This window comes from Brevibacterium luteolum (assembly GCF_025147615.1).
Taxonomy (GTDB): Bacteria; Actinomycetota; Actinomycetes; order Actinomycetales; family Brevibacteriaceae; genus Brevibacterium; species Brevibacterium luteolum.
In genome coordinates this window covers 1-25,703 of record NZ_JALXPM010000042.1, presented here as the reverse complement: position 1 = coordinate 25,703, position 25,703 = coordinate 1, and the positions used below count along the sequence as shown (strand labels likewise).

Here is a 25,703-nt window from a genome sequence, read left to right as displayed (position 1 = left end):
GCGTCCAGCTCAGCTGACGCCCCATCACCCTCCCGGTCCCGCCTTATCCGCGGCGGCCACCGGGCTTGGGGCGGACATCAAGTAAACACAGACGTTCCGTCAGGCTCATCAGATCGGTGAGAACCGACGCGACGACAGGAGAGAACAAGTGATCCAGCAGGAGTCGCGACTCAAAGTCGCCGACAACACCGGTGCCAAGGAGATCCTGGCCATCCGGATTCTCGGCGGTTCAGGTCGACGTTACGCCGGAATCGGCGACACCATCGTCGCCACCGTCAAGGACGCTATTCCCGGTGGCAACGTCAAGAAGGGCGATGTGGTCAAGGCCGTCATCGTCCGCACCCGCAAGGAACGCCGTCGCAACGACGGCTCGTACATTTCGTTCGACGAGAACGCAGCCGTCATCCTCAAGACCGACGGCGAGCCCCGTGGAACCCGTATCTTCGGACCGGTCGGTCGCGAGCTGCGCGACAAGAAGTTCATGAAGATCATCTCGCTCGCTCCGGAGGTGCTGTGAGTATGACGAACAAGCTCAAGATCAAGAAGGGCGACCTCGTCCAGGTCATCTCGGGTGCTCGTCAGGAGCGCGGCGGCGACCGCGGCAAGCAGGGCAAGGTTCTGGCTGTCTTCCCGGACACCAACCGTGTCCTCGTCGAAGGCGTCAACCGCGTGAGCAAGCACAAGCGCGCCGGACAGACCGCCTCGGGCGCAACCGCTGGCGGCATCGAGATCCACGAAGCGCCGATCCACATTTCCAACGTCATGCTCGTCGACCCGACGGACAACAAGCCGACTCGCGTGGGATACCGCGAAGAGGTCGTTGACCGCGATGGTCGCAAGCGCACCGTGCGGGTCCGCATCTCGCGCCGGACCGGGGAGGACATCTGATGACTGACACCACTGTGCAGAACCGTCCCCTGCCGCGTCTCAAGCAGGTCTACCGCGAAGAGATCGTGGCAAAGCTGCAGGACGAGTTCGGCTACGCCAACCCGATGCAGGTTCCGACGCTGACCAAGGTCGTCGTCAACATGGGTGTCGGAGACGCCGCCCGTGACTCGAAGCTCATCGAAGGCGCGATCCGCGACCTGACCCTCATCACCGGTCAGAAGCCGGTCGTGACGAAGGCCAAGAAGTCGATCGCCCAGTTCAAGCTGCGTGAAGGGCAGCCCATCGGCGCACACGTCACCATGCGCGGCGCCCGCATGTGGGAGTTCCTCGACCGCGTCGTCTCGCTGGCTCTGCCGCGTATCCGCGACTTCCGCGGACTCTCGGACCGCCAGTTCGACGGCAACGGCAACTACACGTTCGGCCTGACCGAGCAGTCGATGTTCCACGAGATCAACCAGGATGCCATCGACCGCGTGCGCGGCATGGACATCACGGTTGTCACCACCGCCAAGACCGACGACGAAGGCCGTGCGCTGCTCCGCCACCTCGGCTTCCCGTTCAAGACCAACTAAGCACTACGTTGCAGGTCCGGCCGGACACCCGGCAGGAAACCGCAACGAGGAAGGGCAGAAGCCCACATGACAATGACTGATCCCGTCGCAGACATGCTTACGCGTCTGCGCAACGCCAACTCGGCGTATCACGAGGATGTCAGCATGCCGTACAGCAAGCTGAAGTCCAGCATCGCCGAGATCCTCAAGGCAGAGGGCTTCATCGCAGACTGGAGCGTCGAAGACGCCGAGGTCGGCAAGAAGCTCATGCTCGACCTGAAGTTCGGTCCGAACCGTGAGCGTTCGATCGCCGGTCTGCGCCGCATCTCGAAGCCGGGTCTGCGGGTCTACGCCAAGTCCACCAACCTCCCGAAGGTCCTCGGTGGTCTGGGCATCGCAATCCTGTCGACCTCCTCGGGTCTGCTCACTGACAAGCAAGCCGCAAAGAAGGGCGTGGGCGGAGAAGTCCTCGCCTACGTCTGGTAAGGGAAGGAGAGCAAGCAATGTCACGTATTGGCAAGCAGCCGATCTCCGTTCCGTCTGGTGTTGAGGTCAACATCAACGGCCCCGAGCTCGACGTCAAGGGACCGAAGGGCAACCTCTCGGTCACCATCCCGGAGCCTATCTCGGTGAAGCTCGACGACGGCACGCTGACCGTCGAGCGTCCCAACGATGAGCGCGAGTCCCGTGCCCTGCACGGCCTGACCCGCACCCTGATCAACAATCAGATCATCGGCGTCACCGAGGGCTACTCCAAGCAGCTCGAAATCGTCGGCACCGGTTACCGTGTGCAGGCCAAGGGCCAGAACCTCGAGTTCTCCCTCGGCTACAGCCACACGATCACCTTCGAACCGCCGGAGGGCATCACCTTCCAGGTCGAGGGATCGAACAAGGTGACCGTCACCGGCATCGACAAGCAGCTCGTCGGAGAGACCGCAGCGAACATCCGCAAGCTGCGCAAGCCGGAGCCCTACAAGGGCAAGGGCGTGCGCTACGCCGGCGAACAGATTCGCCGCAAGGTTGGAAAGGCTGGTAAGTAATCATGGCCTTCGGAATGAAGAAGAGCTACGGCAAGGGCAAGGCTGCCGCTCGTGCCCGCCGCCACGCTCGCCTGCGCAAGCACATCTCCGGCACCGCCGAACGTCCGCGCCTCGTCGTGAACCGTTCGTCGCGGCACATGTTCGTCCAGGTCGTCGACGACTCCGTCGGCAAGACGCTCGCCTCGGCCTCGACCATGGAAGCCGATCTGCGCGCATCGAGCGACGACAAGACCGCAAAGGCTCGCAAGGTTGGCGAACTCGTCGCCGAGCGTGCGAAAGCAGCCGGTATCGAGGCTGTCGTGTTCGACCGTGGCGGCAACGCCTACCACGGTCGCGTGGCAGCGATCGCCGAGGGTGCCCGTGAAGGAGGACTGTCCCTGTGAGCACTGAAGAGAACAAGGACCAGCAGGTCACCAGCACCGAGAACGCCCCGAAGCAGGACGATCAGCGCGGCCGTGGTCGCGGCCGTGGTCGCGGTGAAGGCGGCGGACGTCGCGGCGGTCGTGGAGACCGTGACGACAAGAACCAGTTCATCGAGCACGTCGTGACCATCAACCGTGTGTCGAAGGTCGTCAAGGGCGGACGTCGTTTCTCGTTCACCGCTCTCGTCGTCGTCGGCGACGGTGACGGCATGGTCGGCATGGGCTACGGCAAGGCGAAGGAAGTTCCCGCCGCCATTGCCAAGGGTGTCGAGGAGGCGAAGAAGAACTTCTTCCGCGTCCCGCGCATCCAGAAGACCATCCCGCACCCGGTGCAGGGCGAAGACGCCGCCGGCGTCGTCCTCCTGCGTCCGGCCGCACCAGGTACCGGTGTGATCGCCGGTGGTCCGGTCCGCGCCGTCCTCGACTGCGCAGGCATCCACGACATCCTCTCGAAGTCCCTGGGCTCGGCCAACGCGATCAATATTGTGCACGCGGCCATCGCAGCCCTCAAGGGCCTCGAGCGTCCTGAGGAAGTGGCAGCACGCCGCGGACTCCCGGTCGACGAAGTTGCACCGCACGCCATGCTGCGGGCTGCTGAAAGCGGGGCGAACGCGTAATGGCACAGCTGAAGATTACCCAGGTCAAATCGACAATCGGTGGCAAGCAGAACCAGCGCGATACGCTGCGGACCCTCGGTCTCAAGCGGATCAACGATTCTGTCACGCGTGAGGACAGCCCGGAAGTCCGCGGCATGGTCAACACCGTGCGCCACCTGGTCACATGTGAAGAGGTGGACTGAAATGGCAGATGAGAAGGCACTCAAGCTCCACCATCTGCGTCCTGCTCCCGGCTCCAACACCGCCAAGACCCGCGTGGGTCGCGGTGAGGCGTCGAAGGGCAAGACCGCCGGTCGCGGCACCAAGGGCACCAAGGCCCGCTACCAGGTGCCGCACGGCTTCGAAGGTGGACAGACCCCGCTGCACATGCGCCTGCCGAAGCTGCGCGGCTTCAAGAACCCGAACAAGGTTCACTACCAGGTTGTCAATCTCGACAAGCTGTCGTCGCTCTTCCCCAACGGCGGAGACGTGACGGTTGAAGACCTCGTCGCCAAGGGCGCAGTGCGCGCCAACCAGCCGGTCAAGGTGCTGGGCACCGGAGAGATCTCCGTGGCCGTGAACATCACCGCTGACAAGTTCTCCGGCTCTGCAGCCGAGAAGATCGCAGCGGCCGGCGGCTCGACCACGACGCGCTGAGGATCCGTCCTCACCGTCTGAAGAGCCACGCTCTGAGATGAAGAGGGAGGTCCGCCCCGTGCGGGCCTCCCTCTTGTCGTCTCCGACCACGGCAGCCGAGCCCTGTCTCCGCGCCGAAATTCTCGCTTTCCGATTGCTCTCTGGCAGGCGAGTCCTGATAAGGTCGGTCAGGTACTAAATGACTTGAACGTATTCTCGGGCCCGTGAGCAGCCACCGCTGCCTGCCTGCCCGAGGTGAAGATCCCCAGGAGGACGCTTGCTCGGCGCAATTGGGCGGGCTTTCAAAACGCCCGATCTGAGGAACAAACTCCTCTTCACTCTCGGCATCGTTGTGCTCTACCGCATCGGCGTCTTCATCCCGGCCCCCGGCATCGACTACGGGCAGGTGCAGGAATGCGTTGCCTCCCCGCAGATGACGCAGGGCGCCTTCGGGCTCATCAACCTCTTCAGCGGCGGCGCGCTGCTGCAGCTGTCGATCTTCGCGCTGGGCATCATGCCCTACATCACCGCCAGCATCATCACCCAGCTGCTGCGCGTCGTCATCCCACGCTTCGAGGCCCTCCACAAGGAAGGCGCCTCCGGACAGGCCAAACTGACCCAGTACACCCGCTACATGACGATCGGCCTCGGCCTGCTCAACGCCACGACGCTCGTGACGACCGTGCGCTCCGGCGCACTCTTCGGCGACGTCGCAGCCTGCCAGAACCTCATCGTCAACGACACCTGGTGGGGCATCGGCATCATCGTGCTCACTCTGACCGCCGGCACCGGCCTCATCATGTGGATGGGTGAGCAGATCACTGAGCGCGGTGTCGGCAACGGCATGTCGCTCATGATCTTCACTGCCGTGGCCGCCGGCTTCCCGGCCTCCTTCGGCGGCATCCTGCGCACCCAAGGCATCGACATCTTCGTCATCGTGCTGCTCGTCGGCCTGGCGATCGTCACCCTCGTCGTCTTCGTCGAGCAGTCCCAGCGCCGCATCCCGGTCCAGTACGCCAAGCGCATGGTCGGCCGCCGCATGTTCGGAGGCACCTCCACCTACATCCCGATCAAGGTCAACCAGGCCGGCGTCATCCCGGTCATCTTCGCCTCCTCGGTGCTGTACCTGCCGAGCCTCATCTCCCAGTTCGGCGACCCGGAGTCGCCGTGGGTGCAGTGGATCAACGAGTACTTCACCTCCGGTGACCACCCGCTGTACATGGCGATCTACTTCCTGCTCACCATCTTCTTCGCCTACTTCTACGTCGCGATCACCTTCAACCCCGAAGAGGTCGCCGACAACATGAAGAAGTACGGCGGCTTCATCCCCGGCATCCGCGCCGGCAAGCCGACTGAGCGCTACCTCAGCTACGTGCTCACCCGCATCACCTTCCCCGGTTCGCTCTACCTTGCGGTCATCGCGATGATCCCGCTCATCGCGCTTGTCCTCATCGGCGCGAACCAGGACTTCCCGTTCGGCGGCACCTCGATCCTCATCGTCGTCGGCGTCGGCCTCGAGACGGTCAAGCAGATCGACTCGCAGATGCAGCAGCGCCACTACGAGGGCCTCCTGCGCTGATCGCCGGGGCTGCGGCGCCCGCCCGGGCTGCCGTGCCCGAGGCGGTGGGCGCCCAGGTGCCCCGCCGCCGGACCGGCCGGCTGGCCGGTCGTAGAATGGGGGCACACTCCTATGAAAGGAAGCACATGAGCGTACGCATCATCCTCATCGGCCCGCCCGGTGCCGGCAAAGGCACCCAGGCCGCCAAGCTGAGCGAGAAGCTCGGTATCCCGGCGATCTCGACCGGTGACATCTTCCGCGCCAACGTCGCCGGAGAGACCGAACTCGGCAAGACCGCCAAGCGGTACATGGACGCCGGCGAGTACGTGCCCGACGAGGTCACCAACTCGATGGTCCAGGACCGCCTCGGACAGGATGATGCGCAGGCCGGCTTCCTGCTCGACGGCTACCCGCGCACCGAGGCGCAGGTCGCCGAACTCGACCGCATGCTCGAGGGCATGGGGGAGAAGCTCGACCACGTCGTCGAGCTCACCGCCGACACCGACGAGGTCGTCGAGCGTCTGCTCGCCCGCGCCCAGCTGCAGGGCCGCAGTGACGACACCGAAGACGTCATCCGCCATCGCCTCGATGTCTACGCCGAGCAGACCCAGCCGCTGACTGACATCTACGCTGAGCGCGGCCTGCTGCGCCAGGTCGACGGACTCGGCGAAGTCGACGCCATCACCGACCGCATCATCAAGGCCATCGACACCTGATGTTCGGACCGCGCCTGGAGCTCAAGACCCCGGCACAGATCAAGACCATGCGCAAGGCTGGTCTCGTCACACGGGCGGCCCTGGAGGCCGCCCGTGCGGCGTGTGTGCCCGGTGCCACCACCGCCGATGTCGACGCCGCCGGTGCCCGCGCGATCGCCGAGGCCGGCGCGCGCTCGAACTTCAAGGGCTATCACGGCTTCCCCGGCACGCTGTGCGTGTCGGTCAATGAGGAGATCGTCCACGGCATCCCCGGCGGCCGGGTGCTCGAAGCCGGCGACATCGTCTCGATCGATGGGGGCGCGATCGTCGGCGGATTCCACGGCGACTCTGCGATGACGGTCTTCGTCGGGGGCGAAGAGGCTGCCAGTGCCGAGGACCGGGAGCTCTCCCGGGTCACCGAGGCATCCATGTGGGCAGGCATCGCCGCCTTTGCCACTGCCGCCCGCGTCGGGGAGATCGGTGCCGCGATCGAGGAGACCGTCGACGATCTCGGCAGCGCAGCCGCCTTGAGCGAATCGCTCGGCACACAGCGCTCGCGTGGCTTCGGTCTCATCATGGAGTACACCGGCCACGGCATCGGATCCCAGATGCACATGGAGCCCGAAGTGCTCAACTACGCAGCCAAGCAGCTCGGCCCCAAGATCAAGCCCGGACTCGTGCTGTGCATCGAGCCGATGCTCACCGCCGGTTCTGCTGCCACCGAGGTGCTGGACGACGACTGGACCGTCGTGACGAAGGACGGCTCGCACGCCTCGCACTGGGAGCACGCCGTCGCCCGGCACTCGAAGGGCATCTGGGTGCTCACCGCACCCGACGGGGGAGCAGCGGGACTGGCGCCCTACGGCATCACCCCGGTGCCGCTGGAGGACTGAGACCAGCAACCGGGAACACCGTGCCCGGATGTCCAGCTAGTCAGCCGGCCGCCGGACGGTGGGCTGCCGGATCCTGAGCGGCAGCAGACCTGTCGACGATTCCGCCACTGCCGAGGAACGTACCGACATAGGTGCCGCCGAAGGTCAGGATTCCCAGGCCCAGCATCCAGAACACAGTGCGCTCGATGCCGAAGCCGACGATCATGAAGACGGCGAACGCGACGACCGCAGCAATTGAGGCAGCCAGGAGCGCGACGGCCCCGGCGTGCTGGCCTCGGTAGATTGAGGTCTGTGCTTTGGGCTTGACTTTCACCATGGCAGTTCTTCTCCTCAGATACCCGATTTCCGGTTGATTGCACCGTAGGGTGAGGAAAGGGCAAGTGGCCAAGACCTCCCGAATCGGAGGAGAACTGTGGCGAATGACCGCTATCGCGTGACCCGGGCCGGCTTCGACGTCGTCTCCGTGTTCGGCAGCCTCAGCGCTGCCGCAGTGCCCGGCACCGTCATCACCGCAGTGCTTACTGAGCGCGGCTGGAGTGCATCGAACGTCCGCAACCAGATCACACGCCTGCACGACCGCGAGATCCTGCAGGCCGAACGCCGCGGCCGGCACACGGTCTACCGTCTGGCCCCGCGATCGTGCGCCGGTTCAACACCATCCGCGGCTGCTCTGAGCCCCCGCCGTTCGACGGGCACTTCTGAGCCGTGTTCTACTCGATCCCCGAAGCCGATCGCGGGCTGCGCGACCGGCTGCTCTACGCCGCCCGGTACCACGAATTCCAGCTGCTGCGGCCCGGAGTGCTCATCGGGCTGACCGACACCGCCGAGCTCATGCTCAAGACCGTCGGGGAGATCGGATCGGACAGCTGGGTGCTGACCGGCCGGTGGACTCCGGCCGACCTGGCAGAGGCCAGGCAGATGGCCGCCATCGCCTTCCAGCTGGCCGATACCTGGCAGCGCATCGCAGAACTGAGAGCCGACATCGCTACCGTAACCCGAAGCGAAGAGGTGCCCGTCAACCGCTTCTTCGACGTCTTCTACCGCACCTCAACCGAGCTCATGCAGCTGCCGCACCTGCCAGCCGAACTCGTCGATGGGCCGAGACCCGAACACGAGCTCGGCGCGCTCATGGGCAGGCTCAGCGCCGTCTTCGAAAGGCGCTACCGCCAGGACGTGCAGGCGACAGCCGAACAGGCCTCCGGCGCTGATCTCATCGAATATGTGCCCAGGGGTGAGCCGATCAGCGCGGCTGACACGCCTGCGCAACCCGCTCCACGATCTCGGTGAGGATCGGGGCGGTGGTCGCCATGTTCACGCGCACACAGCCAGCACCGACGCGACCGCACTCCTGGCCGTTGGTGAGCGCCACCTTCGCGTGCTCGCGCAGAAACGCCGCGGCATCCTCGCCGATGTCGTAGGCACGCAGGTCCAGCCATGCGATGTAGGTGCCCTGCGGGACGAGATACGACGCCTTCGGCAGATGCTTCTCGACCAGCTCGGCCATGAGCGTGCGGTTGCCGTCGAGGTAGTTGATGAACTGGGCCAGCCACTCATCGCCGTCGCGGTAGGCCGCTGTGGTGGCGACCAGCCCCGGATTCGCTGCGGCACCGGAGACGAAACGCGCCTGATCCCGGTAGACATCCCGGTCCTCGGGGTTGGTGAAGAGCACCTGCGCGCACTTGAGCCCGGGGATATTGAAAGCCTTCGAACACGAGGTTGCGGTGATCGTGTGCCGGCCCGCCGCCTCGGTCACGGTGGCGTAGGGAGTGTGCTGTGCGCCGTCGAAGATGAGCGGGGCATGGATCTCATCGGAGAACACCCGCGCGTCGTTCTTCTCGATGAGCTCAGCGATCCGCTCATGCTCGTGGCGTGTGTAGACCTTGCCGACCGGGTTGTGCGGATTGCAGTGCAGGAACACCGCACCCGGTTCCAGCGCGGCATCGAGAGCCTCGAAGTCGATCTCCCAGGCATCGGCAGTGCGGATGAGCGGCACCTCACGCACGGCGCGGCCGCGGGTGGCCGGAGCGACGAAGAACGGCATGTACGCCGGCGTCAACAGCACGACCGGTGCCTGTGCAGGCGAGAACAGATCGAGCGTGGCCAGCAGCGCCGAGAGGACGTCAGGGGCGAAGTCGATGTCGTTGGGGGAGATGTCCCAGCCGTAGCGGCGGGCGTGGAACTCGGCCGTGGCCTGGCGCGCCTCAGCGTGCATCGCCTGCGGAGCGTAGGTGAAGAGCTCCTTGGCTGTCAGCTCCTCGAGCGCATCGTGCACACAGGGTGCCGTGCCGAAGTCGGCCTCGGCGATGAACGCTCCGAGCGTTCCGGGGAATGTCGTCCACTTGACCGATCCGCGGTCGACGAGCTCCGCGGGCGTGTATTCCTTCACCTGATCTGTCCTCTCATCGGCGTCATTGCCAGCACCCAGCCTAGCGCTGACTGCTCACGTGCCGAAAACGCGGGCTCCAGCCGCGGAGTCCGTCTCCAGATGCGCGGAAAACACTACTACTTTCGTCATAGGTCAGTGCGCTGACCAGCGGTGTTGCCTGCACCTCCAAAAAGTATGAGAGGAAGGTCACAAATCGCACACTTTTCGCCATAGGCTCTCGGGTATGACTGATTCAAGACAGACACCGCCGGCGCTGCGCAGAATGCGCACCGCCGGCGTCGCTACGACTGTGACTCTGGCGATGACCCTTGGATTCGGCACCTCTGTCCTTGCTGCACCGTCGCAGCCGGCAGAGAGCGCGCCCCAGACGGCCCCCGAATCGACGACGAACCCCACCGACATGGTCGACAAGCTCACCATCGCCTACACCGGCGAGACGACCATGGCCGAAGCAGAGACCCTCGAGATCCCGGTCACCGTCAAGGGCGACGCCGGCGATGTCCTCACCCTCAGGCTCAAGCACGCCCAGAACAACGAAATCGTCGAAGGCACCGACACTGACGTCACGATCGGGGAAGACGGGACGGCAGAGGAAACCCTTGAAGTCGAGGACCTCGCACCGGGCACCTACGCGATCACCGGCGGCGACGAGAACCTCATGAACTCCGACAAGACCTTCACCGTCGAGGAGAAGGAAGGCGCAGAGGCGCCTGAGACCGGTGACAGCCCTGAGGCCAATGACCCGGAGGGCAAGGACCTCACGACGGATCGCGAAGACGGTCTCGACAAGTACTACCCCGAGCTGGCCAAGGAGCTGTTCGACGAAGACGGCGACGGCACCTACGAGATCCCCGAGCCGGCCCCCGGTGGCAAGAGCACCGGAAACGTCCCGAAGGGCCTGGAGAAGCACTACGGCCAGGCGCTCAACCTCTCAGCAGAGAACTGCAAGAAGCTCGGCCAGCCCAACTTCGAAGAGCGGATCGGCCGCGCACCTGAGTGCGGTTACGTCATCATGCCGATCGACGCCGAGGACCCGAGCGCAGGCAACATCGCTGTCTCGGTCATGAAGGTCAAGGCCGGCAAGGTCGAGGACGGCACGTTCGTCGAAAACAAGAATCCGCGCGGCACCGTGCTGTGGAACCCGGGCGGCCCGGGCGGCTCCGGTATGACGCTCTCGGTCGCCGGTGCGCTCTACGAGCCCGACCTGGCAGCCGAATACGACATGCTCGGCTTCGACCCGCGCGGCACCGGCACCTCGATGCCGTTCTCGCAGTGCTCCTCTGACGAGCAGATCGACAAGGACCGCGAGTCCAACCCGCACGGCAAGGAGACCCGCGAGGAAGTCGAAGAAGCACTCAAGGACCAGACCGAGCGGTTTGCCAATGACTGCTTCGAGAACACCGGAAAGGCCTTCGAGCTCGGTGAGGGTGGGCAGAAGAAGCTCATGCAGCACCTGGGCACCTGGGATGCTGTCGGCGACATGGACCTCATGCGCTCGGCATTCGGTGATGAGAAGCTCAACTTCATCGGCTTCTCCTACGGCACCCGCCTCGGATACGTCTACTCGCAGAAGTTCCAGGCCAACGTCGGACGCCTCGTCCTCGACGGTGTCGTCGATCCCGGCAAGGTCGACGAGCTGGCTGCGATGAAGGCGATCAACGCCGCCTCCGACAAGGTCATGCAAAGTGACGACGATCCGGCTGATGACGAAGACAAGACCATCAACCAGGGTGCTGGCTTCCAGAACACCTTCGAACAGTTCGCCAAGGACTGCACCGCCAAGGGCGCGCAGAACAAGACCTGGGGCGAGCTGTGGCCTGAGGTCTTCGGCGACAGCCCGATCGCGGACGAGACCTTCAGCTGCGCACTCGGCGACGGCGTCGACGACGTCGATCAGCTCACCGATGCGAACGCCAAGCTGCTGCAGACGCTTGAGTCCAAGCCGCTGCCGACCGGACAGCCGAACGACGAGCGGATGGTCTCCTTCGCTGACGGCCGCACCGGTGTCTTCCAGGCACTGTACTCCGAGACACTGTGGCCGCAGCTGGCCTACGGCCTCGCCGAGCTCAAGCAGGGTGAGACCGCCGGCATGCTCATGCAGCTGGCCGACAGCTACAACGACCGCGACGAGAACGGCCACTACGCGCCGATGCTCCAGGCGTTCACCAACATCCGCTGCACCGATGCCAACAGCTACGGTGACATGCCTGACATCGAGAAGGCACGTGACTTCGCTGAGCGCTACGACAAGGCTGCTCCGTTCCAGCGTTCGTCGAAGACTCCGGGTGAGTACGACTACTGCGACTTCTGGCAGTTCAAGGGCACCCTGCCCGCTCCGGAGAAGCTGACGAAGGTGCCGAACATCCTCGTCGTCTCGACGACGCATGACTCGGCCACCCCGTACCCGGCTGGCGTCAAGCTCGCCCGCGTCATCGACGGCACCCTGCTGTCGGCCTCGGGTGCTTCGCACACCTCGTACATGAAGCGCGACCCGAACATGACCTGCGTCGACGACACCGTCAATGACTTCCTCATCAACGGTGACGTACCTGAGGACGGCGACTACGGCAAGAAGCTCGACAAGCCCGACACCGTCAAGGATGATCGCGGCAACGACGTGACGCTCACGACCCAGTGCAAGGTCGAGACGTTCCGCTCGTCTGGCTTCTCGATCTCGACTGACAAGGCACACGCTGGTGAGAAGCTGCTCTACACCGCTGAGCACCAGGACGATGTCGATGACTACACCGTCGCCTTCGACGGCAAGAAGGTCGCTGAGGGCACGATGGACAACGGCGGCAACGCCGCCGGTCAGTTCACCGTCCCGGAGGACGCCGAGCCCGGCAAGTACGAGGTCACCCTCGTCAACGCCGCCGGCGATGTCGTCGCCACTGACTTCCTCGAGGTCATGAGCGATGACAAGCCCAAGGGCGATGACGACGATGACTCCAACGGCGGTGGCGACACCGACAAGGACGACAAGGGATCGGACGACGACGGCAAGGGCAAGAAGGACGGCGGTCGCGACAAGAATGCCGACAAGGACGGCAAGCTTCCGCGCACCGGTGCTGAGATCATGCCGTACCTGCTGCTCATCCTCGCCCTCATCGGCGGCGGTTCCGCAGCACTGTACAAGTCGCGCCGAGTCCCCTCGGACAGCTGAGTGACCAGCTGACACCTGAACCGCACAGTTCACGGTGAGCGATCCACAGGGGCGGCCTCTTCGGAGGCCGCCCCTGTGGCGTGTCTGGAATCGGCCGGGCGCGTGAGCCCCGCAGCAGGGGAACAGCGCCGTTGTCAGGCGTCGGTGAGTATCGGCCCGACGTTGACTGACAGGAAGATCCGCCGGAACTGCGCCTCCGACAGGTACAGGTCGGTGCGCCGCGGATGGCGGGAGCCCGGTCGCGGGTCAGCGCCGCCGAGCGGATTGCGCAGATGGATGCGCAGCGGGCCTGCACCGTCCGGCAGCGGCCGGCCGTCCTCATCGACCCGAGCGATGCCGCAGACGACGTAGACGTGCCCGTTCATGACAGCGATCTGCCGGCCGGGATCATCCTCACGTGGAATGAGCCGGGCCGGCTTCCAGCGCAGCAGCGTGGAGGCGACCACCGGCCGGCCGGCCTCCAGCCAGGTCCGCACAGTTGCCAGCCGGGGAACCGGGCGGGCAGGGGTGACCTGACCGGTGAGCAGATAGAAGGCGTTGCCGGAGAAGCCGTGCTCGATCCCGGTGTAGGTGCCGCGCCCGAAGGTGACCGCGGCGGCCTTCTCGACAAGGCTGGCGAGATTCGCCCGGCCCCGGGAGTCCCCGGCGCGGTGGCGGGCGGGCACGAACGGGGAGATCGTCACAGTCCGGGTCCGCAGCCCGGTGCGCAGTCGCACCTGGATGAGCCCATTGGGAAGCGACTCGATGAGCGAGGCGGTGAAACCGGGCCGGGTGTGCTCGCAGGCGGCGAGGGCCGCGGCGAACCAGCAGTCGCCCAGCCTGCCCTGCTGCACTTCAACAGACGTCTCGATCACCCGGCCGGTCTCATCGGTGGGCACGTCGACACGGACGTCGAGATGCTGCGTGCCGCGAGCCCGGGGCTCCAAGGCGGGCAGCGCTGCCAGGGCGGCTGCCGCCTCGGGTGCGGATGCGGGAATGAGCGCCTCCACAGCGCGGGTGGCGCGGTGGTGATAGAAGCCGGCCCGCCGCAGCAGGCGGGGGAGAAGCTTGAAGCGGGAATCCGGCTCGCCTGACAGCTCGGCATTGAGCGCGGCGGCATCGGCGGGCGTGAGGAAGGGCGCAGTCGCAGGCGCAGAAATGAGTGGCACGAACACACGGTTTCGTGTAGAGTAGTGGATTGGTCTGTGACCTCTGGACATGCCAGTTCCGTCTTTCTCCGGGTAGCTTAGCCCATCCGGTGAACTGTGCGGAACCGGACACTCCGGGTCAGGACTGCCGGTCGAATCAGGCCCCACCCGGGCAGCCGAAGCGGGCTTGAGACACGAACGAACGCAGCATGTCTGCGGGAAAATGGGGTTGACGAACGATATGGCCAAAAAAGAAGGGGTCATTGAGATCGAAGGAACCGTTGTCGAAGCACTCCCGAACGCCTCGTTCCGGGTGGAGCTGACCAACGGCCACAAGGTTCTGGCGCACATCTCCGGAAAGATGCGCCAGCACTACATCCGCATTCTCCCCGAGGATCGCGTCGTGGTGGAGCTCTCTCCCTACGATCTGTCCCGCGGTCGCATCGTCTACCGGTACAAGTAACAGATCTTTTCGACCGCTACTCTGCGTCGCCCCCAGGAAGCCTCCTGGGGTTTTCGCAGTCAGCAAGAAGGACTCACGATGAAGGTTCACCCCAGCGTCAAGAAGGTCTGCGAGAAGTGCAAGGTGATTCGGCGTCACAGCCGTGTCATGGTGATCTGCGACAACCCGCGTCACAAGCAGCGCCAGGGCTGATCGCTCACTTTACGCAGACTCCCGTTCGCTCCTGCTGTAAGCAGCTGCGAGCACCACACCCAAGCAGACCTCGCCCCCTGCGGCAGGCCAGGCCCAGCCTGACAGGCAGCAGGACGATACCCCCGGTTCGGAGGCCGGGGACCCGGGACACCTCGGGACAGGTCTGAGCAAGCACCTTCGAAACGAAAATACGGAGTAAGAACTTATGGCACGTCTTGCCGGAGTCGACCTCCCGCGTGAGAAGCGCGTGGAAGTCGCCCTGACATACATCTATGGTGTGGGCCGCACTCGTGCGAGCCAGACCCTGACCGAGACCGGGATCAACCCGCACACCCGCGTCAAGGACCTCAGCGATGATGAGCTCGTGCAGCTGCGCGACTACATCGAGGGAACGTTCAAGGTGGAAGGCGATCTGCGCCGCGAAGTGGCCGCAGACATCCGCCGCAAGGTTGAGATCGGCTGCTATGAAGGCCTGCGCCACCGCCGCGGCCTGCCGGTGCGCGGTCAGCGCACCAAGACCAACGCTCGCACCCGCAAGGGCCCGAAGCGCACGGTCGCCGGTAAGAAGAAGTAATCCCGCTTTCACCGAACACCCTCGATCAGGAGTTTGAGATCTATGCCTCCCAAGTCACGCGCAGGAGCAGTGCGCAAGCCGCGTCGTCGCGATAAGAAGAACATCGTCAACGGCCAGGCCCACATCAAGTCCACGTTCAACAACACGATCGTCTCGATCACCGACCCCACAGGAGCTGTGATCTCCTGGGCTTCCGCCGGTGAGGTCGGATTCAAGGGATCGCGCAAGTCGACCCCGTACGCCGCGCAGATGGCCGCTGAGTCCGCTGCCCGCCGCGCCATGGAGATGGGCCTGAAGAAGGTCGACGTCTTCGTCAAGGGCCCGGGTTCGGGACGCGAGACCGCGATCCGCTCGCTCCAGGCCGCCGGCCTCGAGCTGGGCACCATCCAGGACGTCACCCCGACGCCGCACAACGGCTGCCGCCCGCCGAAGCGCCGCCGCGGCTGAGTCTCTCCGGTTCCCCGCTCCCGAGGCGGGCCGCCTGCTGGCAGGTGAGCCCCGCCTCGGGCACGGGGGACCGGAAGCACTGTCCACCACCCGCAAGCGTTACGAGTACTGACTTACTCAACTAGTGCATGCGAGCGTCATATAGCGGATGCTCGCTGAAAGGAAGCCCACGTGCTCATTGCACAGCGCCCCACGCTCACGGAAGAGGCTGTATCAGCCAATCGATCGCGCTTCGTCATCGAGCCGCTCGAGCCCGGATTCGGATACACCCTCGGCAACTCGCTGCGTCGGACCCTGCTCTCGTCCATCCCCGGTGCCTCGGTTACGAGCATCCGCGTCGATGGCGTGCTGCACGAGTTCACCACGGTGCCCGGAGTGAAGGAGGATGTCACCGAATTCATCCTCAACCTCAAGTCCCTCGTCGTGTCCTCGGAGTTCGACGAGCCGGTCGTGGCCTACCTGCGCAAGCAGGGCCCGGGCACGGTCACCGCTGAGGACATCTCGGCCCCGGCCGGTGTGGAGATCCACAACCCCGAGCTCTACATCGCCACGCTCAACGAAGACGGCCGCCTCGACATGGAGCTCACCATCGAGCGCGGTCGCGGCTACGTCTCCGCTGCGCAGAACAAGAACGCCGACGCCGAGATCGGCCGGATCCCGGTCGACTCGATCTACTCGCCGGTGCTCAAGGTCACCTACAAGGTCGAAGCCACCCGTGTCGAACAGCGCACCGACTTCGACCGTCTCATCGTCGATGTCGAGACGAAGCCGTCGATCGCCCCGCGCGACGCGGTCGCCTCGGCCGGCAAGACCCTCGTCGAGCTCTTCGGCCTGGCCCGCGAGCTCAACGTCGAAGCCGAAGGCATCGACATCGGCCCCTCGCCGGTGGACGCTGCCCTGGCCGCCGATCTCGCTCTGGCGATCGAGGACCTCGACCTCACGGTCCGGTCCTACAACTGCCTCAAGCGCGAAGGCATCCACACCGTCGGAGAACTGGTCGCCCGCAGCGAAGCAGACCTCATGGACATCCGCAACTTCGGTTCGAAGTCCATCGACGAAGTCAAGGCCAAGCTCAACGAGCTCGGACTCAGCCTCAAGGACAGCCCGGCGGGCTACGGCGAGGCTGGCGAACAGATGAGCTACGTCGACGACGAGCAGTACTGAGCGGCTGACCGAACAGAGATTTCAAGGAGATAAACAATGCCTACGCCTACCAAGGGCAACCGCCTCGGCGGCTCCCCGGCGCACGAGCGGGCGATGCTGAACAACATGGCGTCCCAGCTCTTCGAGAACAAGTCCATCACCACGACGGTGACGAAGGCCAAGCGCCTGCGTCCGGTCGCCGAGCGCCTCATCACCTTCGCCAAGCGTGGTGACCTGGCTGCTCGCCGCCGCGTCATGCAGCAGATCGGCGACAAGTCCGTCGTCCACGAGCTGTTCACCTCGATCGCTCCGGCTGTCGCCGAGCGTCCGGGCGGCTACACCCGCATCACCAAGATCGGTCCGCGCAAGGGCGACAACGCCCCGATGGCCGTCATCGAGCTCGTGCTCGAGGCCTACTCGCCGAAGCAGGCCACGGTGAGGGAGGCCGAGGAGACCACCAAGGCCGCCGCTGCCGATGAGCCCAAGGCCGAGGACACCAAGGCCGAGGACACCGCCGGTGACGACGAGACCCCCGAGGTCGAAGAGGACGTCACCTCCGGTGCGCAGGACGACGAGGCACAGGAAGCCGCTGAGCAGGCTGACGACGCCGAGAAGGCCGAGGACGTCGAGAAGACAGACGACGAGAAGTGAGTCGCTGAGCGTCCTGCAACGTCACGCTGAGCATCGCAGGCCCGGAACCGCTGAGGTTCCGGGCCTGCAGTGCATTCGGGCCGCAGGTGCGGTCAGCTGGACGGATCGTCAGGGCCAGGCGCTACCATCAAGGGACATTGACGCAAGTCGGCCTGCCATCGCGAGCAGGCCGCATCCGGAAAGGAGCGCACATGTCACCGAGGAACAAGAAGAAGCGCAAGCAGCAGGGCCGTTCGCCGCAGGAGGGCCGGGCACTGCTCGTCGGCCTGGCCAGCACCCTGCTCGGTGCCGCCGTCAGTGCGGTGACGCGCAAGATCGCCGGCGACCGGCGCCGGCGCAGGAAGAAGAAGTGACCCGTTCAGCGCAGCCGCGGTGAGCGGGGCACGGGGCCGGTCGACCGTCCCACCGAGAAAGTGGTGAAGGGCTGGTAGACCGGCTTCCCGCCGTTGCGGGCCGGGGCGGTGCGGCGCAGCACATCGGCGAGCATCGCCGCCGGCAGCTGCACGTCCTTGAGCTGCGACTCGACTGAGACCCGCAGCCCGTGACGGGCGAAGACGAGCCACAGCCGCATGAGCTCCCGGCCCAGCAGCACCCAGCGTTCGGCGCTGACCTCACTGGGATGCCGGGCCTCGATCGCCAGCGCCAGCCGGTCCGGGGCGCGGCGGGCGATGAACGTCGGCAGCATCGTCGACCAGGCACCAGCAGTCACGAGCATGTCGCGCAGCCGGTCGCGCGCCTCATCCGGGGCCTCATCGCCGCCTAGCAGGCGGGCTGCCAGCCGGGAGGTCCGGCGCGGCAGCCGCAGCGTCTCAGCCGTCAGACCGTCCTCCTGATAGCGGGGATCGCGGTCGTCAAGCCGCAGCCAGCGCAGCGTCTCATCGAAGGCCTCCCGCGGCTCGAACGGCGCCGACTGCGCATAGCGGGCGGCCTTGACCCAGATCGCCTCTGGCACCTGCGCGATGACGATGCCCGAGATCCGGTCATCGACCTCCTGCCGGTGCACCTCACCGTGGGCGGTGCGATCGAGGATCGCCTGCGGGCGCAGCGCGGCATATTCGGCCACCGCTGCCTCGACTGCGGCGGTGTCGCGGCGCAGCCGGCCGCGATCAACCTGCCGGGTCAGCACCTCAGCAACCGAGAACCCCGCCGAGACCTCCGCATCGGAAGGTTCCGCCGCATCGGCCACGGGCGCCGCACCGCCCGCCGGCTCGGCTCCAGCGGGCGTCAGCAGGAACGTGATCGTCACGTCATGCCGCGCACCGGTGACCGTGAGCTCACGCAGCCGCAGGTCCTCCTCTGCTGCGGCGATCGCACAGGCCTCAACCCAGCAGCCCAGTGACATGCCGAGGTCCGCGCCGTGTTCGTCGCCGACCGGCAGTGTGCGCTCGGGGTCGGTGCGCACCCGGATTCTGGCCCCGGCCCCGGTGATCTCGAGCAGTCGCGGCAGCCACGGCTGCGTGTTGTGGGCGCTCGGCGCGCGGGAGGCGATGTCGAAGAGACCCTCGATCGTCTCGGTGGTCAGCGGTCGGGTCATGCCTGCACCTCGCGGAAGAAGAAGCGGAGTTCGTGAAGCCAGTGGCCGCCGGCCTTGCCGGGCACGGCCGAGGAACCGAGATTGTCATCACCGACGTACGTCACGCGCAGCCGCCGGTAGCCTTTGCGCACGAGTTCAGAGTACATCTTCCGCGCCAGCAGGGAGACGAGCCCGCGGCCCTGCGCGTCCGGGTGGGCGGCCTGGATGATGAGCACCGCGTCGCGCCCCGTGCCCGAGGCGGTGCGCCCGGTGAGCTGTTCGCGCGCCAGCAACCCGGCAGCCCTGGCATTGAGCCGTCCGCCGGTGGCCCGCAGCACGTTGACCGGGTCGGGGACGGTGAGGATGAACGCCGCCGGCGGGTCGCCTGGCCCGGCATCAACGTCTTCGGCGGTGACGATGAGGCCGGGGTCCATGAGCATGGCCAGCCCCTGGGTCTGGGAGGCGAACTGGGTGTTCGAGATCTGCGTGTAGTAGGCCAGCCCGTCGAAGGCGGCGTTCATCGTCGGCTGGATGCGGTTCAAGGCGCGGGACAGCCCGAGCCGGGAGGGCGCGGAGATGCGCACGCCGGCGGCAGCACACTCCTTCTCAGTCGGTGCCGTGGCCCGGGCGGCAGGGACATCGGCGAGCTCGACCTCCCATGTGTGTCCGCCGCCCCAACGGTGGAACCCGGCCGCCTCATAGATGTGAGCAGTGGCCGCAGTATTCCAGGCGGTGTCGAAGAAGCCGGGATGCTGGTGCCCGGCGACCACCACACCGCCGGTTTCGTTCGGCAGCAGGGACACCGGGCCGAACAGGTGGGTGCAGCCGGCCGCCTGCGCGCGGGCCTCCAGCTCGGCGAAGAGCGCCTCAGCAGCCTCCGGGGTCTCGAACTCGGTAGCGCCGAACAGCTGGGCGCGCACCTGCCGGTGCTGCCAGTCGTGGACGACGTCTGCCTGCACCTCAGGTGGGGTCAGCCTGCGGCGAAGCCGGCCTGAGAGCCGCTCATCGAGTGCCGGATACCGGTGGGCGATGGTGCGTCCGACGACTCGGCCGCCGGGATCCTTGGCGATGAGCAGGGTGACATCGGGAAACCAGGAGCGGCCGGTCCACCAGGCGGTGATATCAGAGCGCAGCAGCGGCACCCAGTGATCGGCCCCACCCTGGCTGGCTGCCAGCGTGGCGGAGAAGTCGAGGAATTCGCGCAGCTCAGCCCGGGTGGAGACTTCGGAGACGGTGATGAGCATCAGCGACCGGCACCCAGCTGAGAGCCTGCACCCACGGTCGCCGGCGCCTCGGCGGCGGTCTCACCGGCCACAGGGGAGAACCGGTCGATCATCCCGGTGGAAGCGTCCTCGGCGCGGAAGATCCCGTTCGTGTATCCCCAGTCCTCGGCGGTGAGGATGCGGATGAACCCGCCGCGGGCCGGGGACTCATCGCCGCGGCCCACCAGCCAGCGCATGATCTCGTGGTGCTCGTGCGTGCGGGCGAAGCGCATGAGGTCGTCCTGGGTTTCGAAGGCGACGATGAGCCCGATGCGTTTGGGGAACTCGTAGTAGCTGCGATGCCACAGGTAGCCCGGCGCGCGCTTGAGCGCCCGGGCGAGCTTGGGCCAGCGGCGGATCTGGTCGGCCATCGCGAGCGAGGAGCGGTATTCGTTGCAGCCGAGGAACACCGAACCGGCCCGGCCCTGCGGCGGGGTGTGGGAGAAGTCGGTTGTGCGCATGGTCAGTCCTCCGTCATGAGGTAGACGTTCTTGATCTTCGTCTGCCCGCCGGTGAACGGGCCGGTGCCGTGGTCGTGAAGCTCGAGGTGGATTTCCGCGGCCGAGGGGTCCTCTTCCAGGGACTGCTTGAAGTCCCGGGACACCTCGGTCAGGTGGTCGAGCACCCCGGACGTGAGGGCCGCGGTCATCGCGGTGCGCTCGCCGTCGGTGAGCGCGCGGGCCTCGTCGGTGTCGCGCAGCTGGACATGCAGGGCCGGGCGGACCTCCAGCTCGCCGTGGTCGCGCAGCTCGATGCGGAAGGACTCGATGAGCCCGGCGAAGCGCTCATCGCGGTACAGGCCGTTCTCGACATCGAGCGGGTAAATGTTGGCGCCCATGTACGAGATCGTCGAATCTGCTCGGCCGTAGAGCAGCACGAACGGCAGCCGCATCCCCTGCCGGCGGAACGCCGACGACAGCCGGGAGGCTAGCTCTGGGAACTGGCGGGTGATGGCGACCATGTCGGGGAAGTCGATGAGGGTTGCTTCATCGCCGATGTTGTAGCGCAGCCTGGGGCTCATGACCGAGGCGGAGTTGATCGTGACGACGAGCTCCCCGTCGTCGGTGGTCTCCAGGAAGGTCTCCAGCGGGTTGTACTGGAAGATCATCGGCGTGCGGTCCTCACCCTCGCCGAGCAGTGCCGCACGGAAGGCGTCGTTGCGGGTGAGTTCGCGACGGATCTCAACGGCGACATCGGTCTCACCGGCCATCCCGATCGTCAGATCCGAGGCGCCGTATCCGGAGTAGACGCGCTCGAAGCGCTTCTGCACATAGTCGCGCAGCCCTTCGGTCATCGCCTCCCCGCCGACGAACCCGTTGAGTGTGAACTGATCCCAGTATTCGGGGTCCTCGGCGTCCATCCGGTCGACGAGGTGTTTGAGGAACGGGGGGTAGGCGCTGATGAGATACGTGTGCTGGGGGCCGAAATGGCGCAGCGTGTCGAGGATCTTCTCCAGGTCCGGGCCGGTGTTCTTCACCATCGCGACCTTCGCCATCGCCAGGCCGGTGTTCGTGCCGGTCGCCCAGGCGCCCATCGAGAAGGCGTTGATGCAGAAGAGGTCTTCGGATCCGAACAGGAACGTGACATAGCCGGCGACGTTCTTGTGCACGGTCGCCAGCTCCTTCTTCGAGCGCATCCAGTTGTACGGGGTGCCCGAGGAGCCGGAGGATTCGTCGACGACGGTGCCGACCATGTCGATGCGGCCGTTCCAGCACCGGTCCTCCTCGGAATATGCGCTGACATACCCGGACTTCGAGGTCTGCGGGTAGCTGTCGAGGTCCCACCACCGGAACGCGTAGTCGTTGGCGACCAGATGGTCCTGATAGGCCGGCACATCGAGGCTGGCCTGCTGGCAGATCATCCACGCGTTGAGATTGGCGAAGCGCTCCAGGCCCGGCCGGTAGTTCCGGGCGGTCAGCCGCCACAGCGCCGGATGCGCCCGGTAGGCGGTGTAGGCGGTTGTCAGCCCGAGGTTCGTCAGCCGCAGCAGTGCCTGCCGGGCGAGGTTGACCGGCCCGCGCTTGATCACCGGCTGGCGGAGGGCGTCGTCGCTGTTGAGGTTGCTCATAGGGCCAATCTATGGCTCCACACGCACCAGCGGCAGGGTCTGCGTGTGATCGTTCGGCAACATCCCAGCAACGTGCCGGTGGCCGGGCCCGCTCCCGAGGCGGTGGCCGGGTTCAGTCGAAGACGACGGTGCGGTGCCCGTCGAGCAGCACCCGGCCCTCGGCATGCCAGCCGACAGCGCGCGAGAGCACAGCTGTCTCGACGTCCTGGCCGAAGCGGATGAACTGGGCCGGGGTGTGGCGGTGCTCGACGCGCACGACGTCCTGTTCGATGATCGGGCCCTCATCGAGGTCATCGGTGACGTAGTGGGCGGTCGCACCGATGATCTTGACCCCGCGGTCGTGGGCCTGATGGTAGGGGCGGGCGCCCTTGAAGCTCGGCAGGAAGGAATGGTGGATGTTGATGATCCGCCCGGCCATCCGCTCGCACAGGGCAGGGGAGAGGATCTGCATATAGCGGGCGAGCACGACGAGTTCGATGTCGAGCTCATCGACCAGCCGCAGCAGCTCCGCCTCAGCGTCGGCCTTCGTCTCAGCAGACACCGGGATGTGGTGGAAGGGCACCCCGGCGTGCTCGGCCATCGGGGCGAGCACCTCGTGGTTGCCGGCCACTGCCGCGATGTCGATCGGCAGCGCCCCGGAACCGGTGTGGAACAGCAGACTGTTGAGGCAGTGCCCGGCCTTCGACACCATGACAAGCGTGCGCAGCCTCCGATCGGCCCGGTGCAGCTCAGCGGACATGTTCAGCCGCTCAGCAACCGGGGCCAGCGCTGCCCGGATGCCGTCCTCGCCGGTGTGGGTGCGGAACTGCATCCGCAGGAAGAACTGGTGGGTGTCCGGGGAGCCGAACTGCTGGGATTCGGTGATCGTCGCCTCGATGCCGACGAGCATCCCGGACACGGCGTGGACGATGCCGCCCTGGTCGGGGCAGGCGATCGAGAGCACCCATTCGGGTGCCGTGTCCGCTCCCGAGGCAGGGGCTGGGCTGGCGGCTGGAACTGCGGTGGCGGGCGTGCTGGGCGAGGCGGGGGTCTGCATAGCTCATAAGTGTAGGCAGGCGCGTGCGCGCGCCGGCGTTCGACCCCGGCCTCGGGCGCTGGGCGCGTGTGCTGATACGGCGGTGGACGTGTGGATGAGACGCCCGCCGTGCGGCGGTTTGCGGCTGTTAGAGTGGTCTCTGGCGAGCACCATGCCGGCGGTGGAGCCGGGCCGCCCGCTATCGAATCCCATATATTCCCGTCTTGCAAGGAGCCGCCGGAATGAACGATGCGTCGACCATGAACGCCTCGATCGATCAGATCGACCCGGAGATCGCCTCCGTCCTCGACCAGGAGCTCGACCGCCAGCGCGGCACGCTCGAGATGATCGCCTCGGAGAACTTCGTCCCCACTGCAGTGCTGCAGGCGCAGGGGTCGGTGCTGACGAACAAGTACGCCGAGGGCTACCCGGGCCGCCGCTACTACGGCGGCTGCGAAGCCGTCGACATCGCCGAGAACCTCGCCATCGACCGGGCCAAGAGCCTCTTCGGCGCCGAGTACGCCAACGTCCAGCCGCACTCGGGTGCTTCGGCCAATGCCGCTGTCATGCACGCCTTCGCCCGCGCCGGCGACGGTCTGCTCGGCCTCAGCCTCGCCCACGGCGGCCACCTGACCCACGGCATGAAGATCAACTTCTCCGGCCGCCTCTACGAGGTCTCGGCCTACGAAGTCGATCCTGAGACCTACCGGGTGGACATGGACAAGGTCCGCGAGCAGGCGCTCGCCAGCCGCCCGAAGGTCATCGTCGCCGGCTGGTCGGCCTACCCCCGCCAGCTCGACTTCGCCGCCTTCCGCGAGATCGCCGATGAGGTCGGTGCTGCCCTGTGGGTCGACATGGCCCACTTCGCCGGCCTCGTCGCCGCCGGCCTGCACCCCAACCCGGTCCCGCACGCCGATGTCGTGTCCTCAACGGTGCACAAGACGATCGGCGGCCCGCGCTCGGGCTTCATCCTCTCCCGCGACCCCGAGCACGCCAAGAAACTCAACTCGGCGGTCTTCCCCGGCCAGCAGGGCGGACCGCTCATGCACGTCGTCGCCGCCAAGGCCGTGGCGTTCAAACTCGCCGGCACCGAGGAGTTCAAGGAGCGTCAGGAACGCACCGTCGAAGGTGCGAAGATCCTCGCTGAGCGCCTCCTCGAATCCGATGTCGCCGCCGCTGGCGTCTCCGTCCTCACCGGCGGCACCGACGTCCACCTTGCACTCGTCGACCTGCGCAACTCCGCCCTCGACGGACAGCAGGCCGAGGACCTCCTCCACGAGGTCGGCATCACCGTCAACCGCAACGCGGTGCCCTTCGACCCGCGCCCGCCGATGGTCACCTCCGGTCTGCGCATCGGCACCCCGGCCCTGGCGACCCGCGGCTTCGGCGCGAACGAGTTCACCGAGGTCGCTGACATCATCGCCGAGTCGCTCAAGCCCAGCCCGGACGTGGACGCCCTCAAGGCCCGGGTGGCGAAGCTGACCGCGGACTTCCCGCTCTACGAAGGACTGAACCAGTACTGATGACAGCGCAGAGACTCGACGGCAAGGCAGCAGCCAAGGACATCAAGGATGAACTCGCCTCACGGGTGCGCACCCTGGCCGAGTCCGGGCACACGCCCGGGCTCGGCACAGTGCTCGTCGGTGAGGACCCCGGCTCCCAGTCGTACGTGGCAGGCAAGCACCGCGACTGCGAGCAGGTCGGCATCCGCTCGATCCGCCGCGACCTGCCCGAGGACATCAGCCAGGCAGACCTCGAAGCGGTCATCGACGAGCTCAACGCCGATGACGAGTGCACCGCCTACATCGTCCAGCTGCCGCTGCCCGATCACATCGACACCGATGCGATCTTAGAGCGCATCGACCCGGACAAGGACGCCGACGGCCTGCACCCGATGAACCTCGGCCGGCTCATGCTCAACGTCAACCGGCCGATCGACTCGCCGCTGCCGTGCACCCCGCGCGGCGTCATCGAGCTCATCGACCGGGCTGGCATCGATCTGGCCGGCCAGCACGTCGTCGTCATCGGCCGCGGGGTCACCGTCGGCCGGTCGATCGGCTCGCTGCTCACCCGCCGCGACCACAACGCGACGGTCACCCTGACCCACACCGGCACCCGGAACCTCGATGAGCTGCTGCAGCAGGCCGACGTCATCGTCGCCGCTGCCGGCTCGGCCCACCTGGTCAAGCCCGAGGCGGTCAAGCCCGGTGCCGTCGTCCTCGACGTCGGGGTCTCCCGCGTCGTCGACGAGGAGACCGGCAAAGGCAGGATCACCGGTGACGTCGATCCAGGCGTGGCCGAGGTTGCCGGCTGGCTGTCGCCGAACCCCGGCGGAGTCGGGCCGATGACGCGTGCGCTGCTGCTGCGCAACGTCGTCGAGATCGCCGAACGCCAGGCCGGCCAGCAGGACTGATCCGCAC

At 66.3% G+C, this 25,703-nt stretch carries 31 protein-coding genes; 23 read left to right on the top strand and 8 right to left on the bottom strand.

Annotated features, from left to right (window positions below; translation table 11 throughout):
• Positions 1-148 precede the first annotated feature (148 nt).
• The 12 genes from rplN (at position 149) to map (ending at position 7,279) form a co-directional block, all read left to right on the top strand.
• A complete protein-coding gene (gene rplN / locus M3C25_RS10485) occupies positions 149-517 on the top strand; it encodes a 50S ribosomal protein L14 (RefSeq protein WP_102161506.1) in 369 nt (122 codons plus the stop codon).
• A 2-nt stretch (positions 518-519) separates the two neighbouring features.
• Positions 520-888, top strand: a complete 369-nt coding sequence (gene rplX / locus M3C25_RS10480) for a 50S ribosomal protein L24 (RefSeq protein ID WP_259856441.1) — start codon at positions 520-522, stop codon at positions 886-888.
• Positions 888-1,460: a 50S ribosomal protein L5 gene (gene rplE, locus M3C25_RS10475; RefSeq protein WP_165884687.1), complete on the top strand. Its 573-nt coding sequence runs from the start codon at positions 888-890 to the stop codon at positions 1,458-1,460. Before rplX ends, rplE begins: the two co-directional genes overlap by 1 nt.
• Positions 1,461-1,526: 66 nt before the next feature.
• On the top strand, positions 1,527-1,925 hold the full coding sequence (gene rpsH / locus M3C25_RS10470) for a 30S ribosomal protein S8 (RefSeq protein WP_102161510.1): 399 nt from the start codon (positions 1,527-1,529) through the stop codon (positions 1,923-1,925).
• A 17-nt stretch (positions 1,926-1,942) separates the two neighbouring features.
• Positions 1,943-2,479 (top strand): 50S ribosomal protein L6, encoded by a 537-nt coding sequence (gene rplF, locus M3C25_RS10465; RefSeq protein ID WP_170273284.1) that lies wholly within the window; start codon positions 1,943-1,945, stop codon positions 2,477-2,479.
• Positions 2,480-2,481: 2 nt separating this feature from the next.
• Positions 2,482-2,862 carry a 50S ribosomal protein L18 gene (rplR, locus tag M3C25_RS10460; RefSeq protein WP_102161513.1) on the top strand — a complete coding sequence of 127 codons (381 nt, stop codon included), beginning with the start codon at positions 2,482-2,484 and terminating at the stop codon, positions 2,860-2,862.
• Positions 2,859-3,518 (top strand): 30S ribosomal protein S5, encoded by a 660-nt coding sequence (gene rpsE, locus M3C25_RS10455; RefSeq protein ID WP_102161515.1) that lies wholly within the window; start codon positions 2,859-2,861, stop codon positions 3,516-3,518. Before rplR ends, rpsE begins: the two co-directional genes overlap by 4 nt.
• The gene (gene rpmD, locus M3C25_RS10450) at positions 3,518-3,700 is read left to right on the top strand and encodes a 50S ribosomal protein L30 (protein WP_102161517.1); all 183 of its coding nucleotides are present in this window, start codon (positions 3,518-3,520) and stop codon (positions 3,698-3,700) included. Before rpsE ends, rpmD begins: the two co-directional genes overlap by 1 nt.
• A 1-nt stretch (position 3,701) precedes the next feature.
• Complete coding sequence (gene rplO, locus M3C25_RS10445) at positions 3,702-4,154, top strand: 50S ribosomal protein L15 (RefSeq protein ID WP_102161519.1); 453 nt, start codon at positions 3,702-3,704, stop codon at positions 4,152-4,154.
• A 256-nt stretch (positions 4,155-4,410) separates the two neighbouring features.
• On the top strand, positions 4,411-5,712 hold the full coding sequence (gene secY / locus M3C25_RS10440) for a preprotein translocase subunit SecY (RefSeq protein ID WP_259856439.1): 1,302 nt from the start codon (positions 4,411-4,413) through the stop codon (positions 5,710-5,712).
• A 125-nt stretch (positions 5,713-5,837) separates the two neighbouring features.
• Positions 5,838-6,407 carry an adenylate kinase gene (locus M3C25_RS10435; RefSeq protein ID WP_259856422.1) on the top strand — a complete coding sequence of 190 codons (570 nt, stop codon included), beginning with the start codon at positions 5,838-5,840 and terminating at the stop codon, positions 6,405-6,407.
• Positions 6,407-7,279, top strand: coding sequence for a type I methionyl aminopeptidase (map, locus tag M3C25_RS10430; RefSeq protein ID WP_102161523.1), 873 nt, complete (start codon positions 6,407-6,409; stop codon positions 7,277-7,279). Before M3C25_RS10435 ends, map begins: the two co-directional genes overlap by 1 nt.
• A gap of 40 nt (positions 7,280-7,319) precedes the next feature.
• On the opposite strand, the gene M3C25_RS10425 is transcribed toward map, so the two are convergent.
• Entirely contained in the window at positions 7,320-7,595 is a 276-nt protein-coding gene (locus tag M3C25_RS10425) for a hypothetical protein (protein ID WP_259856420.1), read from the bottom strand.
• 389 nt (positions 7,596-7,984) lie between these two features.
• Here M3C25_RS10425 and M3C25_RS10420 point away from each other — a divergent pair, with 389 nt between their 5' ends.
• Positions 7,985-8,566, top strand: coding sequence for a hypothetical protein (locus M3C25_RS10420; protein ID WP_259856418.1), 582 nt, complete (start codon positions 7,985-7,987; stop codon positions 8,564-8,566).
• On the opposite strand, the gene M3C25_RS10415 is transcribed toward M3C25_RS10420, so the two are convergent.
• A complete protein-coding gene (locus M3C25_RS10415; RefSeq protein WP_165884693.1) occupies positions 8,520-9,665 on the bottom strand; it encodes a MalY/PatB family protein in 1,146 nt (381 codons plus the stop codon). The genes M3C25_RS10420 and M3C25_RS10415 overlap by 47 nt on opposite strands.
• 223 nt (positions 9,666-9,888) lie before the next feature.
• Between M3C25_RS10415 and M3C25_RS10410 the strand changes: the two genes are divergently transcribed.
• Entirely contained in the window at positions 9,889-12,828 is a 2,940-nt protein-coding gene (locus M3C25_RS10410) for an alpha/beta hydrolase (RefSeq protein ID WP_259856416.1), read from the top strand.
• Between the two features lie 134 nt (positions 12,829-12,962).
• On the opposite strand, the gene M3C25_RS10405 is transcribed toward M3C25_RS10410, so the two are convergent.
• The gene (locus M3C25_RS10405; RefSeq protein WP_259856414.1) at positions 12,963-13,976 is read right to left on the bottom strand and encodes a C2 family cysteine protease; all 1,014 of its coding nucleotides are present in this window, start codon (positions 13,974-13,976) and stop codon (positions 12,963-12,965) included.
• A gap of 220 nt (positions 13,977-14,196) precedes the next feature.
• On the opposite strand from M3C25_RS10405, the gene infA reads away from it, so the two are divergent.
• From infA to M3C25_RS10370, 7 genes are all read left to right on the top strand, one after another.
• Positions 14,197-14,418 carry a translation initiation factor IF-1 gene (gene infA / locus M3C25_RS10400; RefSeq protein ID WP_019159374.1) on the top strand — a complete coding sequence of 74 codons (222 nt, stop codon included), beginning with the start codon at positions 14,197-14,199 and terminating at the stop codon, positions 14,416-14,418.
• 78 nt (positions 14,419-14,496) lie between these two features.
• Positions 14,497-14,610 (top strand): 50S ribosomal protein L36, encoded by a 114-nt coding sequence (rpmJ, locus tag M3C25_RS10395; RefSeq protein WP_102161533.1) that lies wholly within the window; start codon positions 14,497-14,499, stop codon positions 14,608-14,610.
• A 205-nt stretch (positions 14,611-14,815) separates the two neighbouring features.
• Complete coding sequence (gene rpsM / locus M3C25_RS10390; protein ID WP_102161535.1) at positions 14,816-15,184, top strand: 30S ribosomal protein S13; 369 nt, start codon at positions 14,816-14,818, stop codon at positions 15,182-15,184.
• 42 nt (positions 15,185-15,226) lie between these two features.
• Positions 15,227-15,631 (top strand): 30S ribosomal protein S11, encoded by a 405-nt coding sequence (gene rpsK / locus M3C25_RS10385; protein ID WP_102161537.1) that lies wholly within the window; start codon positions 15,227-15,229, stop codon positions 15,629-15,631.
• 171 nt (positions 15,632-15,802) lie between these two features.
• Positions 15,803-16,795 (top strand): DNA-directed RNA polymerase subunit alpha, encoded by a 993-nt coding sequence (locus M3C25_RS10380; protein ID WP_259856412.1) that lies wholly within the window; start codon positions 15,803-15,805, stop codon positions 16,793-16,795.
• A 36-nt stretch (positions 16,796-16,831) separates the two neighbouring features.
• The gene (gene rplQ, locus M3C25_RS10375) at positions 16,832-17,425 is read left to right on the top strand and encodes a 50S ribosomal protein L17 (protein ID WP_259856410.1); all 594 of its coding nucleotides are present in this window, start codon (positions 16,832-16,834) and stop codon (positions 17,423-17,425) included.
• A 191-nt stretch (positions 17,426-17,616) separates the two neighbouring features.
• Complete coding sequence (locus tag M3C25_RS10370; protein ID WP_259856408.1) at positions 17,617-17,778, top strand: hypothetical protein; 162 nt, start codon at positions 17,617-17,619, stop codon at positions 17,776-17,778.
• A gap of 5 nt (positions 17,779-17,783) precedes the next feature.
• On the opposite strand, the gene M3C25_RS10365 is transcribed toward M3C25_RS10370, so the two are convergent.
• The 5 genes from M3C25_RS10365 to purU all read right to left on the bottom strand — a co-directional run bounded on the left by M3C25_RS10365 (position 17,784) and on the right by purU (position 23,304).
• Positions 17,784-18,959: a nitroreductase family protein gene (locus M3C25_RS10365; RefSeq protein ID WP_259856406.1), complete on the bottom strand. Its 1,176-nt coding sequence runs from the start codon at positions 18,957-18,959 to the stop codon at positions 17,784-17,786.
• Positions 18,956-20,182 (bottom strand): hypothetical protein, encoded by a 1,227-nt coding sequence (locus M3C25_RS10360; RefSeq protein WP_259856404.1) that lies wholly within the window; start codon positions 20,180-20,182, stop codon positions 18,956-18,958. Before M3C25_RS10360 ends, M3C25_RS10365 begins: the two co-directional genes overlap by 4 nt.
• A complete protein-coding gene (locus M3C25_RS10355) occupies positions 20,182-20,661 on the bottom strand; it encodes a hypothetical protein (RefSeq protein ID WP_170273297.1) in 480 nt (159 codons plus the stop codon). The genes M3C25_RS10360 and M3C25_RS10355 overlap by 1 nt, the downstream gene beginning before the upstream one ends.
• A gap of 2 nt (positions 20,662-20,663) precedes the next feature.
• Positions 20,664-22,268, bottom strand: coding sequence for a phenylacetate--CoA ligase family protein (locus tag M3C25_RS10350; protein WP_102161548.1), 1,605 nt, complete (start codon positions 22,266-22,268; stop codon positions 20,664-20,666).
• Positions 22,269-22,380: 112 nt separating this feature from the next.
• Entirely contained in the window at positions 22,381-23,304 is a 924-nt protein-coding gene (purU, locus tag M3C25_RS10345) for a formyltetrahydrofolate deformylase (RefSeq protein ID WP_102161549.1), read from the bottom strand.
• Positions 23,305-23,525: 221 nt separating this feature from the next.
• Between purU and glyA the strand changes: the two genes are divergently transcribed.
• Both glyA and M3C25_RS10335 read left to right on the top strand, forming a co-directional pair.
• On the top strand, positions 23,526-24,806 hold the full coding sequence (gene glyA, locus M3C25_RS10340; protein WP_102161551.1) for a serine hydroxymethyltransferase: 1,281 nt from the start codon (positions 23,526-23,528) through the stop codon (positions 24,804-24,806).
• Entirely contained in the window at positions 24,806-25,696 is an 891-nt protein-coding gene (locus M3C25_RS10335) for a bifunctional methylenetetrahydrofolate dehydrogenase/methenyltetrahydrofolate cyclohydrolase (protein ID WP_259856400.1), read from the top strand. Before glyA ends, M3C25_RS10335 begins: the two co-directional genes overlap by 1 nt.
• Positions 25,697-25,703 lie beyond the last annotated feature (7 nt).